At 48.5% G+C, this 16,305-nt stretch carries 13 protein-coding genes; 3 read left to right on the top strand and 10 right to left on the bottom strand.

The window, feature by feature from the left end; translation table 11 throughout:
- The first annotated feature begins 521 nt into the window (after positions 1 to 521).
- Positions 522 to 1,589, top strand: coding sequence for a ribosome small subunit-dependent GTPase A (rsgA, locus tag ACR6Z4_RS20980; protein WP_479719273.1), 1,068 nt, complete (start codon positions 522 to 524; stop codon positions 1,587 to 1,589).
- 46 nt (positions 1,590 to 1,635) lie between these two features.
- Entirely contained in the window at positions 1,636 to 2,817 is a 1,182-nt protein-coding gene (locus ACR6Z4_RS20985; RefSeq protein WP_479719274.1) for an RtcB family protein, read from the top strand.
- A 103-nt stretch (positions 2,818 to 2,920) separates the two neighbouring features.
- Here ACR6Z4_RS20985 and ACR6Z4_RS20990 read toward each other — a convergent pair whose 3' ends face one another.
- The 8 genes from ACR6Z4_RS20990 to speB form a co-directional block, all read right to left on the bottom strand.
- On the bottom strand, positions 2,921 to 3,493 hold the full coding sequence (locus tag ACR6Z4_RS20990) for a hypothetical protein (RefSeq protein ID WP_479719275.1): 573 nt from the start codon (positions 3,491 to 3,493) through the stop codon (positions 2,921 to 2,923).
- A gap of 216 nt (positions 3,494 to 3,709) precedes the next feature.
- Positions 3,710 to 4,906 carry a homospermidine biosynthesis protein gene (locus ACR6Z4_RS20995; protein ID WP_479719276.1) on the bottom strand — a complete coding sequence of 399 codons (1,197 nt, stop codon included), beginning with the start codon at positions 4,904 to 4,906 and terminating at the stop codon, positions 3,710 to 3,712.
- A gap of 779 nt (positions 4,907 to 5,685) precedes the next feature.
- Positions 5,686 to 7,200 (bottom strand): calcium-binding protein, encoded by a 1,515-nt coding sequence (locus tag ACR6Z4_RS21000; protein WP_479719277.1) that lies wholly within the window; start codon positions 7,198 to 7,200, stop codon positions 5,686 to 5,688.
- 75 nt (positions 7,201 to 7,275) lie between these two features.
- Positions 7,276 to 7,419, bottom strand: coding sequence for a hypothetical protein (locus ACR6Z4_RS21005; protein ID WP_479719278.1), 144 nt, complete (start codon positions 7,417 to 7,419; stop codon positions 7,276 to 7,278).
- Positions 7,420 to 8,494: 1,075 nt separating this feature from the next.
- Positions 8,495 to 9,043 (bottom strand): ribosome recycling factor, encoded by a 549-nt coding sequence (gene frr, locus ACR6Z4_RS21010; protein ID WP_479719279.1) that lies wholly within the window; start codon positions 9,041 to 9,043, stop codon positions 8,495 to 8,497.
- Entirely contained in the window at positions 9,030 to 9,758 is a 729-nt protein-coding gene (gene pyrH, locus ACR6Z4_RS21015; RefSeq protein ID WP_479719280.1) for a UMP kinase, read from the bottom strand. Before pyrH ends, frr begins: the two co-directional genes overlap by 14 nt.
- A gap of 99 nt (positions 9,759 to 9,857) precedes the next feature.
- Positions 9,858 to 10,403: a thioredoxin family protein gene (locus ACR6Z4_RS21020; protein ID WP_479719281.1), complete on the bottom strand. Its 546-nt coding sequence runs from the start codon at positions 10,401 to 10,403 to the stop codon at positions 9,858 to 9,860.
- Positions 10,404 to 10,608: 205 nt separating this feature from the next.
- Positions 10,609 to 11,538, bottom strand: a complete 930-nt coding sequence (gene speB, locus ACR6Z4_RS21025; protein ID WP_479719282.1) for an agmatinase — start codon at positions 11,536 to 11,538, stop codon at positions 10,609 to 10,611.
- A 419-nt stretch (positions 11,539 to 11,957) separates the two neighbouring features.
- Between speB and ACR6Z4_RS21030 the strand changes: the two genes are divergently transcribed.
- Positions 11,958 to 12,974 (top strand): ribose-phosphate pyrophosphokinase, encoded by a 1,017-nt coding sequence (locus ACR6Z4_RS21030; protein WP_479719351.1) that lies wholly within the window; start codon positions 11,958 to 11,960, stop codon positions 12,972 to 12,974.
- A 264-nt stretch (positions 12,975 to 13,238) separates the two neighbouring features.
- On the opposite strand, the gene gltX is transcribed toward ACR6Z4_RS21030, so the two are convergent.
- Together gltX and mgsA are read right to left on the bottom strand one after the other, a co-directional pair.
- Positions 13,239 to 14,690: a glutamate--tRNA ligase gene (gene gltX / locus ACR6Z4_RS21035; protein ID WP_479719283.1), complete on the bottom strand. Its 1,452-nt coding sequence runs from the start codon at positions 14,688 to 14,690 to the stop codon at positions 13,239 to 13,241.
- 200 nt (positions 14,691 to 14,890) lie between these two features.
- Entirely contained in the window at positions 14,891 to 16,162 is a 1,272-nt protein-coding gene (gene mgsA, locus ACR6Z4_RS21040; RefSeq protein WP_479719284.1) for a methylglyoxal synthase, read from the bottom strand.
- Positions 16,163 to 16,305: the final 143 nt, after the last annotated feature.

Raw genomic sequence — 16,305 nt, forward strand, 5'->3', positions numbered from 1 at the left:
CACTCGCCCAATAGCCCGCTCTCTCGTCTCTGAGAGCGAGCTATTGCTGGGCGGTGTCGGATCTTCTAGCGGTAGCATCACAACCTGAAATCAGTCGGTATCTCTAGCTTAGTTACCCCTGATTTCCGTGGGGGGGGATGATTCCCGTACACTCACGCTAATCACATACCGAACGGCCGTTCGCCCCTACAAACGACCCAATATTCGATCTTATTTAATCCACGATCCTAAGCTATAGAAATAGTGTTGTGGGGCGCGGAGCGCCCCACAACACCGTACGAAATCAACCCGTATAGCTCTACATTTCGATTTCAGGAATGGAAGGGATTGACGCTGTATCCCTATGTAGCATAAATTGTAGTATAACCTTCAGTACCCAAAAGGAGGATCTTATGTCTGAGTCGGTTCTAACATCCATCCCCACCCCCCACCTCACGAGGTGATAGAGGAACTGATTCAGTCATCCTGATCCGCGTCCTCTGTGAGCCTCGCCAATCGAGCATCACATCGAGGAACTTGTCATGAATTTACACCCATTGGGCTGGAACGAGTTTTTTGCCCAACATTTTGAGTCATATCGTACCGCAGGGTATCTGCCAGGGCGCGTTGCATTAGAGCAACGGGGTGCTTACACGTTGTATACCGAAGTCGGTGAGCTGACAGCCTCCGTTTCGGGTAAGTTGCGCCATCAGGCGACCAGTCCCCAAGACTTTCCCGCCGTTGGCGATTGGGTGGCGATCGCCCCTCACACCGCCGAACAACGTGCCACGATCCATCACATCTTGCCGCGCACCAGTAAGTTTTCCCGCAAAACAGCTGGGGCTCAGACCCGAGAACAAATCGTAGCTGCTAATGTAGACACCGTATTTCTAGTATCGGGCTTAGACCATGACTTCAATCCACGTCGGATTGAACGCTATCTCATTTTGACCTGGGAAAGTGGCGCAAACCCGGTGATTGTCCTAAACAAAGCCGATGTATGCGACACGATCGATGCCTGCATTGAATCAGTAGAAGCGATCGCCCCTGGTGTTCCCGTTATCCCTCTCAGCGCCCGTCAGCACAGCGGACTGGATGCCCTGCACCCCTACTTGCAAGTTGGCAAAACGGTTGCGTTACTGGGGTCTTCAGGTGTAGGTAAATCAACCCTGAGCAATCAACTCATCGGTGCAGACCTGCAAGCGACCCAGACCGTTCGGGAAGCTGACAGTCGAGGACGGCACACAACCACCCGTCGTGAATTATTGCGGCTACCCTCGGGCGGCTTGATTATCGACACCCCTGGAATGCGGGAAATCCAGATCTGGGCAGGGGAAGAGAGTCTGCACGAAACCTTTGCAGATATCGAACACCTGGCAGAACAATGTCGATTTCGGGATTGTCGCCATCAATCTGAACCCGGCTGTGCTATTCAACAGGCGATCGCCACAGGAACACTTACCCCACAGCGATTGACCAACTATCAAAAACTCCAACGCGAACTCAACTATCTGGCACGACAACAAGACCACCATGCCCAACTCGCTGAAAAGCAACGCTGGAAGCAGATTCACAAGAGCTTGCGACAGCATCCCAAATACAAGGGCTAATCACTGACAACCCACCGCTAACCGCTTCTTTTCTAAGATCATACCTATGCCATACACTTCCCTCAAACTATCGACTCCAACCCCAGTTTTGTCCTGGGCAAACCATGACCTGGGGCACGAAGAAACCAAGATGGCAAAGAATGTTGCCTCATTACCCTTCGTATTCAAACATGTTGCCCTGATGCCCGATGTTCATCTTGGCAAAGGTGCTTTGGTCGGCTCCGTCATTGCCACTAAAGACGCTATCATTCCGGCGGCAGTAGGCGTTGATATTGGCTGTGGTATGTGCGCTATCAAGACCCCATTCAACGCCGACCAATTAGACGGCAAACTCAAAAAAATCCGTCAGGCGATCGAAGCCGAGATTCCAACAGGCTTCAATGAAAACAAAGAAGTAGACAAAGACGTTTACAACTGGCAAGGCTGGAACGCATTCAAAAACTTGCACGAGGGTGTACACCATTTAGAAAGCAAAGCCCTGCGGCAGATGGGGTCTCTAGGAGGTGGCAATCACTTTATTGAGGTCTGTCTGGATGCCGAGAATCAAGTATGGTTAATGCTGCATTCTGGTTCTCGCAATATCGGCAATATGTTGGCACAAAACCACATTCGCACCGCACGCGATCTGGCAAAACTATCAGAAACCAAACTACCCGATCCTGACCTGGCATACTTTGTCGCAGGAACACCAGAGTTTGCTGACTACTGGCGCGACCTACAGTGGGCACAAAACTATGCCCGCTACAATCGCGATATTATGATGGCTCGCTTTAAGCAAATTGTGGAACAGCATTTAGCCGGGGGTAAACCTACCAAGCCATTGCTATCCGTCAACTGTCATCACAACTATGCCGAAAAAGAAGTCCACTACGGTGAGGATGTTTACGTCACCCGCAAAGGAGCCGTTCGCGCCCGCACCGAAGACTATGGCATCATTCCCGGATCCATGGGGGCAAAGTCTTTCATTGTCAAAGGCAAAGGCAATCATGAGAGCTACTGCTCTTGCTCGCATGGGGCTGGACGTTTGATGTCTCGAAACAAGGCAAAAAATGCGTTTACGTTAGATGACTTGATTCAGCAAACTAAAGGTGTGGAGTGTCGCAAGGATGGGGGCGTCTTGGATGAAATTCCGGGTGCCTACAAGCCGATCGAACAGGTGATGACCAATCAGTCTGACCTGGTTGAAATCGTGGCAACCCTAAAGCAAGTGGTTTGTGTGAAAGGGTGATCACCTGAGTTGAGCTATGAAATTTGATGTGGGTGTCGCGCTTCGCGCGACACCCACATCAAATTTCATAGCTGGATTAAGCAATGCCCAAACCAGCTTCAAGTTACCTTTTGAGGTATTGTCGGGTTGACTTCTTAAGCACGCGAAAATAGATCCCAAAGATTGTCAACGATAGCAACAGATATATCAATGAATAAGTCAAGTTAAAAGAAAACAGAATTAGAAAAGGGATAACCGTAGTTGCAAGGGTAAAGACTGCAATAAAAGCTGTGAATGTAACTCTGTAGCTAACGAGAAGCTTTGTTTCTTTCTCAAGATTTAGGTTGAAAATCCTTGAATCGCCAAGTTCATCCAGTGCTTTTCTAAGTTCTTCTTCATATCCCTGAAGGTTATCTGCAAAGAAAATGATAAAAGATTGTTTTATTAAGTTCCAAAACCCGATAATTGCGATAACCAGCAACAGACTGAGAAAGCCTAAAAACAAGAGTCCGCTATAATCAATCTTGGGATTTGCAAGAACAATGACGTCTACGATCGGTTTCCAAAGTGCTATAGTTGCGCCGATGACTCCCATCAATTTAAAGTCATCAAAAGCACTCCTGATATACTCTTCTGCTTGCTGACTTAATCGCACATATTCTTTGTAAAGATAATCCAGTCTTTGCTCAGAATTCATAGTTATTTTTGCAGTGGATTTCTACTGCTCATAAACACTTGAGGCGGGTGACAATACGCGGTCTATCAAAACTTGACTCGACAAAACTTAAGGTGATCAGGAAGTTTCACGCCTCCAGAAGGCGATCATCTATCAACTATTTATGGTTGAAGCGCGGCATTGCCGCGCTTCAAATCAAACCATCTCAATCCCTGAATTCAATTGAATCTGAGATCTTTACCGATGTCCATTGCGAATCGGTGTACCACAAGGATATGTCGCAACAGGTTCACGTACGATCGCTTTTGCAACTTCTGCCAATACTTTATCCGATTGATTGGCTTTAGCCGCTAAGTAGTCTGTTTTCAAAGTTTCCAGCAATGCTTCACGGCGATCGTACAGGCGCTTCAGTTCGCGAGGGGCACACTGATTCATGACATAAGCCGACATCAAGGGTAGGGCAATCGTGCTGTCGGTATAGCAAACAATTGTGCTGGGCAATTCTTCCGGATCAATCTTGCCCCAACTGACGGCTTCAGACGGGGTTGCACCCGATAAGCCACCTGTATCAGGGCGAGCATCGGTGATTTGAATGAAGTAGTCATGCCCGCGTTCTTCTAAGCCCAATACTTCATGCAATTGGGGTTGGGTTTGTAGCATGAAATTCTTTGGACTGCCACCCCCCAAAATCAATGCGGCACTCTTTCCTTCTACGCCCGGAATGCCTGATTCACGCGCACCATAGGCGATCGCAGCTGTTTCATTGACATCTTGAGATGGATCAATCACCAGTTGAGAGCCTTCAAGTGCCAGTGCTGCTACATTCATGCCGATCGAACTATCGCCCGGAGACGACGTGTAGATGGGCACGCCACATTCATAGGCTGTTGCCAACAAGCAAGAATTCTTGACTCCCAGCTGCTTTTCCATCTCTCGCACATACTTGCCCAAAAGATGATGAAATTCCGCAGTACCCATACGCTTTTGGAACGGTTGAGCACGAAGAATTTCGCGGATGAAAGCATCTGTTTCTAGCAACACGTCATACCCAAACACGATGTCATAGATGCGGATGCGACCTTCTTGGCGTAGCTTCACATCATCGGCAAAGGGATTACCACTGTATAGATCTAACCCCAAGCCATAGTGAATATCATGATAGAGGTTTGCCCCCGTGCTGATGATGTAGTCAATAAAACCATGACGCATCAGCGGAGCTAACACAGAGACGCCAAATCCAGCAGGTGTCATTGCTCCGGAAAGGCTCAAACCAACGGTTACACCCGCTTGCATTACATCTCGGCTGAGGAGATGGCAAATTTCGCGCAACCGCGCCGAGTTGTAAGCCGTAAAATACCCATCGATCAAATCCACCACGCTGATTTCTGAAGGCAAAGGGGCAGGTGCGATTTTGTTATTGAGTGCATGAGCCATGACAATACTCCCGAATGAAAAGAACCTTAGAACCACTCCACTTTTTTGTGCCCAGAACCGTTTGCTGTGCAAAGCGATCGCTGGCAAAACTCTGAAAAGCTCAGAGCATCAAGAAAGTTTTGACACGAACAGAGCAACCCCTCTGCATACATTGCCGGTTGAGCCCGCAGCCCAGCGGCAACTGATTCCAGAAAGGCATCATGTCCGAAGACTTTCAACGAAAATGAACGCTTGAGATCCTGACTCTAAAGAGACACGAATTTGAGAGGATATGACCGAATACCCCCATGCGACAGGTGCTCAGGTTCACCCACAGAAGAACGACTGCGTGAACACATTCGCTATTCGAGCTAAAAACTTCTTACAGAAGGTTGATCGACCCAGTTCACTAGGATGTCATGAGGATATAAACACCCTCTGACCAGTGGTTTAAAGCCTGTGAACCTACAGTTACAGGTCGATCAGCGCATACTAGGTCCTTCACAACGGTCTGCCCACGATAGAGCTGGGTCTGATAACCGCCTGCGTTGCAGTTTCATTTCCAGATACCACACCGGCAACCAGGGGTGTCCAGTTAAAGAGAAATTCTTCACCGCATCGCAACCTTTTGCAACACTTGACACGTAAAGTGTAGCATTAATTGCCAAAATTGCTCCAGAAACAATACTGAATTCTGGTGTATAGCGCTTCGCGCCTGGATAGATCAACGGGTATCGGGAGAGCCGCGCTCCGCGCGGCTCTCCCGATACCTTGTACTTTACCTAATTGAGAGTGTGATCTTAAGTCCAACCGACCGCTGAGGTGTCCACAACCGTCGTCAGATCGGGGGTGATGACCACGGTGTAATCAAACGGTGAACTAGCCGTCGTGACTTGGGTCATGGCGCTACCGTCGGGATTACGGGGAGAAAAGTAAGATTGAGCGCTGACAACCACATTGCCTGATGAATTAACCGATAAGTCGGTAATGGACAGACTATTGCTATCGCCGCTGCTGAGAATCGCTGAGAGATAAACTGCATCAGTCATTTCGCCTGTTGCCGGATTAAGTTTTGCCAAAACTGCCACTTTAGCACCGCCACCCTGTCCATAACTCCTCAACCAGGATTGTGTCGCATCGCCACTGACTCGCCGGAAATCTTCGCTGGATGAACCTTGCGTGCCATCCACACTGAACACGGCATACAAGTTAGTGCCGCTCCAGAATAAGCCATACCCTCGACCATCTGCGCCCGTCATCTCGTAGTTTGTTTTCACCCAGTTGTTACTGGAATTGCTGCTATCAAAGCTGGCAATAATGGGGTTCTGGTTGGTGCTGGTCACTTGTTGGGTGCCGATGTAGATGGTCTGAGTGCCAATGGTGATCTTCGCTGCACCCGAAGAGGCGATCGCTGATTGACTATCCCCCGATCCAAACTTAATCGTGCTGCTGCTAATTGACACTGCCGCAGGCGATGAAACGGTACTGGACGATTGAAAATCAGCCGCTGTCAGTGTATTGCTGCTAATGCCCTGAACAATGGACAAGTAATCGCCCGTATCGGCAATTTGAATGATCGTATTGCCGGCTTGATCACCCGTACCCTGGGTAATTTTTAGATCCGCAAACGTTAACCCAGACAACTTGATCACATCTTTCCCATCGGCAAAATCAGTAATGACATCGGCAGACGTCAGACTGCTACTTGCCACCGTGGCAGAAAACACAAACGTATCGTTGCCAGCCCCGCTGGTGAGTGTGTCTTTGCCGTTACCACCTGTCAACGAATCGTTGCCATTGCCACCTTTCAAGGTATCTTTACCCGCGTTGCCCGTCAGCGTATCGTTGCCATCGCCTCCTGTCAGTGTATCGCTACCACTGCCGCCCAGCAGCGTATCTTTCCCGCCCGCGCCCAAAAGCTGATCGTCGCCATTGCCGCCTTCGGCGCGGTCATCTCCGGCTTCTCCTTTGAGGGTGTCATTGCCATCTCCCCCAAATAGCTTGTCTGCACCACTGCCACCCAACAGCGTGTCACTGCCACCTTTGCCGTACAGAGTATCGTCGTTAACAGTTCCGGTTAATTTATTGTTGCTGCTATCGCCAGTTAAAGTGACACCGGCGATCGCGGCTTTACTCAATCGGCTACTACTAGCTTGGCGAGCCATCGTGGTTGAAATATCTTCGCCTGCTAACATAGAAGGCTGAGTTTGATTGAACTGAAGGCTATTGAAAGTTGTTTGTAATGGATTGAAGGTTGCAAGAGATTGTCCTTGCATTTCACGACTGTCAAGCGTATTGAACTCTGAAAATGACATCAGCGTACCTCTAAATACTAGACTTCTCGTAAAAGGCAATATGGCGAAGAAAATCGCTTTGCCCAAAAATCTGTCTCACCCAAGCCAATAGCGATCGCACTTAACCTGGCTCAGATGGGTTTGCAGCAAGCTTGTTTTCTCACTAGAAGGGCGCTGCGCATCGCAGCGGAGATTGGGGCAATGGATCGCACTGTCTAAATAGCGGACAGCATCGAACATTCATAACCCTGAATCAGACATATTTAGCGGTAGATGATGACTTAATCGATCGGGTAGATGGCTTTTACAGTCAGGTTTTTGCTAAACCCATTCACAGTCCATTGCAATCAAATATAGGGAACGTTAACGACCATTCTGATGATGCTTGCTGAGATGATTTGAATGCACCGGGCTAGCGTTTAACTGGCAAATACCCCAATCTAAGGTTGGATCATGATCGAACTCTCAACGTCAATTCTTCAATCAGTTGAAGATTTAATAAAGATGCAAACGTTTCAGTTTTAAGCGATCGCAATATTTGTTGGCATCAGCAATTTTTCGGAGGCGATTAATTTCAGTACATGCTGAATCTTTAGTTGTTTTTGCAGAGTATTCCAGTATTTTAAATACATCTAAACATAAAACTACGGATCTTTTATTCGCATGGGAACTTAATCTGAATTGCGATCGTCATAGAATCAAATTCACGTCATATCAGGCTTTTTCAGCTAAATTTAAGACGTGATGCAAAAATAGAAATTACATAAAATTGAGAAGTTTGTTTTTATCAGTTCAGAAATTTCGAGCTAATAAAACGCATTTTTATTAAATTGAATCAATCCTCTCTTCCAACTCAATTGAATTAAATTGAAAGGAATAACTGAGGGTATTCGTATGATCTAAAACGCGTTTTACAGCCATTTTCAATTGCTTAAGCTACAGATTTTTTGTTGTGTGCCGCGCTCCGCGCGGCACACAACAAAAAATCTAAACATATCCAAGCGAGAAGCGCTGTAAAAGTGATTTGGGTTTTAATTGGGTATCAAACGTGATGAGTAGCGACGCGGCACGCCGCGTCGCTACTCATCACGTTTTTATATGAGGCTGCGCCTGATTTTACCCCCGGCTGTCGCCGTCCCCCTTGCCAAGGGGAACTACAGGGGGTCATAGGTTTGGCGCGTCTTCATAAAAAGTTGGTATCCTCACCCGTTTGAGCCAAGAGCACCGATCTGGGATTCTATTAAAAATGGGGGTGTAGAGACACTGTCTCTACACCCCCATTTTATTCAGTGACACGTTGGTGACAGTTACCGTTTTAAACCGTCGTGATGTCTACTTCTTTTTCGGCGAAGACTTGATCGATTTTACTCACATATTTATCTGTCATCTTTTGGATGCTGTCTTGCAAATCTCTGGCTTCGTCTTCAGACACCTCACCGTTTTTCTCTTGCTTTCGTACGGAGTCAACGGCATCGCGGCGGATATTGCGAATCGCAACTTTGCCTTCTTCGGCATATTTGGCTGCCACTTTAACGAGTTCCTTCCGGCGATCGCTCGTCAGGGGTGGAATATGTAGCCGAATGGTCGATCCATCATTATTCGGAGTTAACCCGATATCCGATAGAGAAATAGCTTTTTCGATCAGGCTGACGCTGTTGCGATCGTAGGGCTGAATGGCGATCGTCGTTGCATCGGGTGTGCTGATCCCTGCCAAAGACTTTAACGGCGTTGGCGAACCGTAGTATTCCACTGATATTTTATCTAGCAGTGCGGCATTGGCTCGTCCTGTCCGGATCGTATTAAAAGACCGTTGAGTTGCCTCAACTGCTTTTTGCATATGGCTTTCAACATCAGTTAACTTCACAAGAACCTCCCACAATTGTTCCAATTGATTCTCCCATAAGGGCACGGCGAATGTTCCCTGCTACAGAGAGATCAAATACAGAGATAGGAATACTGTTGTCTCTACACAGAGCGATCGCAGTACCATCCATGACCTTAAGATTTTGGGTCAACACATGCCCATACGTCAGGCTTTCATACCGTCGGGCATTGGGATTCGTTTTTGGATCAGAATCATAAACCCCATCCACTTTGGTTGCCTTAAAAACAATCTCTGCGTTAATCTCTGCGGCTCGTAACGCTGCCGTCGTGTCGGTTGTAAAGAAAGGATTACCCGATCCAGCTCCAAAGATCACAACTCGACCTTTTTCTAAGTGACGAATCGCACGGCGACGGATATAGGGTTCAGCCACTTCTTGCATTTCTATGGCAGTTTGCACCCGAGTCGGTACCTTATTACGTTCGAGAGCATCTTGCAAGGTCATGGCATTCATCACCGTTGCAATCATGCCTATATAATCTGCCGTTGCCCGATCCATCCCGGCTGCGGCACCTTTGACTCCCCGGAAGATGTTGCCGCCACCCACGACCACAGCAATCTGAACGCCGTTTTGTACGACCTCCGTGATTTCCTGAGCCATATTCTCGACAATCATCGGGTCAATGCCATACGGCAAGTCACCCATTAGGGCTTCGCCGCTCAGTTTTAATAAGACTCGCTTGTACGTAGTACCCATGAGGTGACAATTTTCAAACTTAAAGTAGCTTTCACCCTAAGATATCAGTAGATCGCGTTTCCTGGGATCGATCACGCCACCGATCTGCGATCGCCATGACTAGGAACGCCATTTTACAGAGCACCCGATCGCATGGGTAAACGATGTGCTGATCGCCTCATTTGCCAGAAGGTTGGCGATCGCATCGCGAAAATATTGAACCGTTACCCCGTCGGACGCTTGAGCATAGTTATCAATTAATCCACCATAGCGAAGAACGCCTTTCTGGTCGATCAAAAACGCTTCTGGAGTCCGCTCAGCGCCAAAACTACGGGCAACATCTTGAGTAATATCGCGGAGATAAGGAAAGTTAAGCTGATGGGTTGCCGCAAATACCTTCATCTGCTCAAAACTATCTTCGGGGTAGTGGCTGTCATCATTGGCATTAATGCCAACTAGCGTAAATTTCTGGGACTGAAACTCTGCCTGAATTTGTTTGAGCCGCTCTACATACATCTTTACATAAGGGCAGTGGTTGCACATGATGATCACACCAACCGCTCGATAGCGCTCTAAATACCGAGCCAAATGATGAACAGAGCCATCGATCCCTGGTAGCTCGAAATCTGGCGCATAACTACCTATTGGGGTACCAGTTTTTTCCATAGGGGTTGTTTTGTTGAGGTAGATGAATCAACAGGGAAAGAGGGAACAGTTTGAGGTTTGCCTGAGGAGAATGAGGGGTCGGGGATCGGAACAGATTTAAGGTTTAAGGTTTGAATTATAGCGCTGCGGAACTTGATTCAGCCCGCTAGAAGCAGAAGGGTTGATTTTTCGTGCCCGAAGGGCACGAAAAATCAACCCTTAACCCTTAAACTTCACTCGTAACAGATGACCAACCTTGCGCTAAAGCTTGATAGCCAATTAGCTTATAGACCAATTTGGCAGCGGTAAATTCAGAGACGACAGAATCTACGATGGGTGCCAATTCCATGACATCACAGCCGATAACGTCATAGGCTTCGAACACACGCCGCAAGAAAGTGGTTAAGGAGTACCAGTTTAGTCCACCGGGTTCGGGTGTGCCCACTCCAGGGATCAGCGTCGGATCGATACCATCTAAGTCAATGGTGAGAAAGACTTTCCGGGTTGGAATACTGGCGATCGCCCGTTCTATCCAATCGGGTTGCATGGCAATTTCCCGTGCCCGAAAGACAGTCAGTTGTTTTTCTTTAATCAAATCGGCTTCTTCTCGACAAATGCTACGAATGCCAATTTGAACGGTGGGTAACCCCATATCCACGACCCGCCGCATGATGCAGGCGTGATTGTGAATCGAACCTTCGTATTCGTGTCGCAAGTCTCCGTGGGCATCGATTTGCACGACAGTAAACCGTTCTGTTGGGTTTGCCTGCCGATACGCTTCGACCAACCCCGTGGTGATGCTGTGCTCACCTCCTAAACCCACCACAAATTTGCCATCTGCAATTAATGTCTGTACCGTCTGTTGTGTCACCTCTAGCATGGCTTCGGAAGACACAGGATGACCGTTGCGAGTATCGGCGATCGGATCGTGGGTGTAAATGCCGACGTCCCACATCTCACGGTCTAGCTCCTCATCGTAATATTCCACCTGTTGGGAGGCGTCTAAGATGGCTGCCGGACCATTTTCACAACCGCGACGATAGGTTGTCGTGGCTTCAAACGCGATCGGCAAAATGACCACACGAGCAGTTTTGTAGTCGGTAGCCACGTCGGCACCCAGAAACGGAAGAGTCGGGGTAGAAGTGTGGGTCAACATGATTAGGAGCGCTTAAAAAGAGAGTGACACTTGATCCTGACATATCTTGTCGGGAAAGGAGTAGACCAACCGCGATAAAACAATCTCAGTTTGCAACGAAATCTCCTATAATTAAGATTCGTATCGAACTTAAAACTTTTTAAAAAATTGATCATTGACGTTGACTTTGTTTCACATCAAGTTTCGGGGCATCTCCCTTCGTAAAGTTTCTTATGCAATCGAGTGTTATTTAGCCCGTCGATCAATTTTGATTAACGTCACTTTATATCTTTCAATCTTTTTATTTTATATATCTAAAAATTTTAGTATTCGCTGGGGTCGCACCTTATATTAAAGCCGTCTCCTAATTTCACTTCTTCGCTAAATTCCGAAGAAATGCTGGGAGATGTTTCTCATTTCAAATGCTAGTATTGCGATGAATTCAGCCGACGCGAGGACCTGTTGTGATCCACTCTGCAACTCTACCTCTTCCCTCTACTTTCTCGTCGATTACCGATAACAGTCGTCTCCGGCTGTTCTCTGGTTCGGCAAATGCAGTCCTTGCTCAGGAAGTAGCCCGCTATCTTGGGATGGACTTGGGTCCCATGGTACGCAAGCGGTTCGCTGATGGAGAGCTGTATATCCAAATTCAAGAATCCATTCGCGGTTGTGACGTTTATCTCGTGCAACCGACCTGCCATCCGGTTAACGATCACCTGATGGAGTTGCTGATTATGATCGATGCCTGCCGTCGTGCTTCAGCCCGCCAAATTACGGCAGTCATTCCCTACTATGGCTATGCTCGGGCAGATCGAAAAACAGCAGGTCGTGAATCAATTACGGCTAAGTTAATCGCTAATCTGATTACCCAGGCCGGCGCAAATCGAGTTTTGGCAATGGACTTGCATTCTGCTCAAATCCAGGGATATTTCGATATTCCGTTTGATCATGTCTATGGTTCTCCGGTGATTCTGGATTACCTGGTTGAGAAGCAGCTATCCGATATTGTTGTTGTCTCGCCCGATGTGGGTGGGGTTGCCCGAGCCAGAGCCTTTGCGAAAAAGTTAAACGACGCCCCTCTCGCCATTATTGATAAGCGTCGTCAGGCTCACAATGTAGCAGAGGTCATGAACGTGATTGGGGATGTGGCAGGCAAGACTGCCATTATGGTAGACGACATTATTGATACCGGCGGAACGATTTCTGAAGGTGCTCGTTTGTTACGGCGAGAAGGGGCAAGCCAGGTATATGCTTGTGCAACCCATGCTGTGTTTTCTCCACCGGCGGTCGAGCGGTTGTCGAGCGGTGTTTTTGAAGAAGTCATCGTCACCAACACGATTCCGGTACCCGAAGAAAATCGGTTTGAGCAACTCACCATTCTTTCGGTCGCTAATTTGCTGGGTGAAGCAATCTGGCGGATTCACGAAGATAGCTCGGTCAGCAGCATGTTCCGTTAAAACCGCGTAGCATATTGATGAATTTATAGAAATGGGTCAACCGCAGGTTGACCCATTTCTTTTCTATAGCTACTCGTGCTGCTTCTGAAGTCGTAGCGCCCTATGCAGCGCTTTGCGCTTTGATAAAATCAAACTGTTGTTGGAAAGCCGCGCTCCGCGTGCCTCTCCAACAACAGTTCGTCCCGCATTGCCTTGAAACGTGCTGGATGAATAAGCTTAATCTTAAATTGAGGGGGTGAACGCATTTGCGTTCATCCCCTCAATTTAGGCGTTTGCGATGTCTAACGCTTGTTGCAAACGAAACTGGTCGATTTGGTGGTGATGGAGCAATAGCCAAGATTGGAGTAAATCAGGACCATGCATATCGCCTGTCAAGGCTGCCCGCAGCCCCCGCATCACCAAGCCTTTTTTCACATTGCCAGATTTGACGGCTTGCTGAATCATGGCTTGAGCGGTTTCGCTGGTTAGCTCAGGCGTTTCTGTCAATCCATTCAGGATACTTTGCAGCGCGATCGCCGTTCCTGCTTGCTGGAGCTGGGCTTGTGCCTCATCGGTAAAGCCAATATCTTTGACAAACAAATAACGGGTCATGGCAACGGCATCATCCAACCGGGTCAGGCTGGCACCAATCAAAGCAGTCATCTGCTCTAACCAGGGGCGATCGCCAACGACATCAAAGTCATAGCCTGCTTCTTGCCAGTAGGGAATCAGCAAATCGGTTAACTGATCCGCAGGCATGGCATGGAGATATTGACTATTGAGCCAATTGAGTTTGTCCCAATCAAACTTAGCCCCGGCTTTATTCACTCGTTCAAACCCAAAATGTTGAGCGGCTTCGGGCAGGGCAAAAATCTCACTCATCCCTTCGGTGGGCGACCACCCCAGCAAGGTCATATAGTTGGCGATCGCCTCTGCGGTATAGCCCATTTTCTTGAAATCAAAAATGGATGTGACACCATCTCGCTTCGACAACTTCGCCCCAGCGGCATTGAGAATCAGCGGTGTATGCCCAAACGTGGGCACCGTTGCACCTAACGCTTCGTACAGCAAAATTTGCTTGGGGGTATTGCCAATATGGTCTTCGCCGCGAATTACATGGGAGATTTGCATATCAATGTCATCGACCACCACAACAAAGTTGTAGAGCGGTTGCCCCATATCATCTGCCGATGCGGCTCGCGCAATCACCATATCGCCACCCAGGTCACGCCCCTTCCAGGTGACGGTGCCGCGCACCAGATCCGTCCAACTAATCTCTCGGGCATCGTCAATTTTGAACCGGATAACGGGCTGACGACCCTCTGCAATAAAAGCTGCTTCTTGCTCGGGGGTAAGGTTGCGATGCTGGTTGTTATAGCGTGGTGCTTCATTTCTTGCTTTTTGGGCGTCGCGCATGGCATCTAATTCTGCGGGGGTATCATATGCCCGGTATGCTAAGCCCTGATCGAGCAGAACTTGAATCTTTTGTCGATAGAGATCCATACGTTGGCTCTGGAAGAAGGGACCTTCATCCCAAGTCAACCCCAACCAGGTCAAGCCATCCAAAATATTTTGAGTATATTCAGGACGCGATCGCTCCAAATCGGTATCTTCAATTCGCAAAATAAATTGCCCACCCTGGTGACGAGCAAATAACCAGTTAAATACGGCAGTTCTGGCAGTTCCAATGTGGAGATTGCCAGTGGGACTGGGAGCAATACGAACGCGAACGGACATAGAACTACAACGGCTAAAGGATGAAGAATCAATCTGAGAGTGCAATTATCTTTGGGATTCGAGCTTGGAATAAAATTGCACCCTTAGAATTTTAGCGAGTGCTGGGTAAATTGCGCGAACAAAGCCCAATCCCGGTTGAGAGAACGACGGCTCCGCCGTCGCTCTCTCAACCGGGATTGCAGATTCATTCGAGTGTAGTTCTAAGCGGATGGAGCAAAAACAATCAGACTGTTGGGCAAACAGTCAATTTCGATCGGTGTTGTGCCAATAATTTCGCCATCAACGACCACTTTTTGGGGAGGATTGGCAGTCACTTTCAGGCGTTGGGTGCTGAAATACGCAATATTTTCTTGTTGTGTCCCCGATTTCACCAGTGCCGAACCCAACATCCGAATCATGGAGGTAACGGCTCCCAGCTTGGTTTCAACCGTGGCGATCGTAACATCCAGCAAGCCATCATCAAAAACCACCTGCCCACCCCCCTGCGCCAGAACTGATGTTAGCGGTGCCGCATTGGCGATGGTAATGGCACCGGCCTGAACACTTTCAACTTTGCCTTCCACCTCAATTTCTGCTTCAAAGAGTTCTTGGTCATTCAGCTGTTGCCAGCCTGCCATGAGATACGCGAGACTGCCCCAACGATCTTTCAATTCTCGACAAGCTTTATCCACTGTTTCAGCTTCAAACCCAATCCCAGCCAGCAGAATCATGGGAATGCCGTTACAGCGAGCCGCATCAATCACGCGGGTCTGCCCTGCCAAAATCACGTCGCAAGCCGTCCGGATCGGGTTCATGGCACCCGTGATCCCCAACGCCAGCGCAAAGGCATTAGCAGTGCCACGCGGAATCACCCCCAGAGGAATGCCCGTCGAGATCACTTCTCCTGCAACCGCCGAGATCGTGCCATCGCCACCCGACGCAATCACCAGATCTGCATTCGCGGCGATCGCCTGCTGGGCTAACGCTTCAGCCCCGATTTCTACCGTCGTTTCTAAAACCTCCAGATGCATATGCGGTTGCAGCATTGAGCGGATCAATGCCAGGTCTTGTTTGGCATTGCTCTGACCCGCCACTGGATTGAAGATCAAATAGGCAGTCTGCATCTTCGCCAGATAAGCGGCGATCGCCTCTGCCGTTGCCAGATTCGTTGCCAGGGGCACGTTATGAACTTCGCAAATACGCAGCAACGTCCGTACATCCGGTTCATGGGGCTGAGCATAGAGCGGATCGATGAGAAAAAAGACCGCCGCTACATCTCCTTCCGCCACACGCGCCGCAATTTGGGCATCTCCGCCCAATGGTCCTGACAACACCCGCTCGACCACGACCCCAGTGCTTTCTTGAATTCGTTGCCCGGTTGTACCTGTTGCTATCAGGTTATAGTGAGCCAGCAGAGGCTTGTGCTGTCGCACAAATTCGACCATGTCATTTTTTTTCGTGTCGTGCGCAATCAGAGCAATCGTTGCAGACATAGAGGTTTCGCTATAAATTGGTCTTGCTGTAAATTTTTCACCGCCGAGGATTCGTAGAGCAACCCGAGCAGGCGGGCGGAAGTTCCCGTTAAATTTGCGGTGTCTTCAATTTACTCCAGTTCTCACAAAATTCCTTCCTCCCC

This window comes from Calyptranema fuscum S582 (assembly GCF_055793305.1).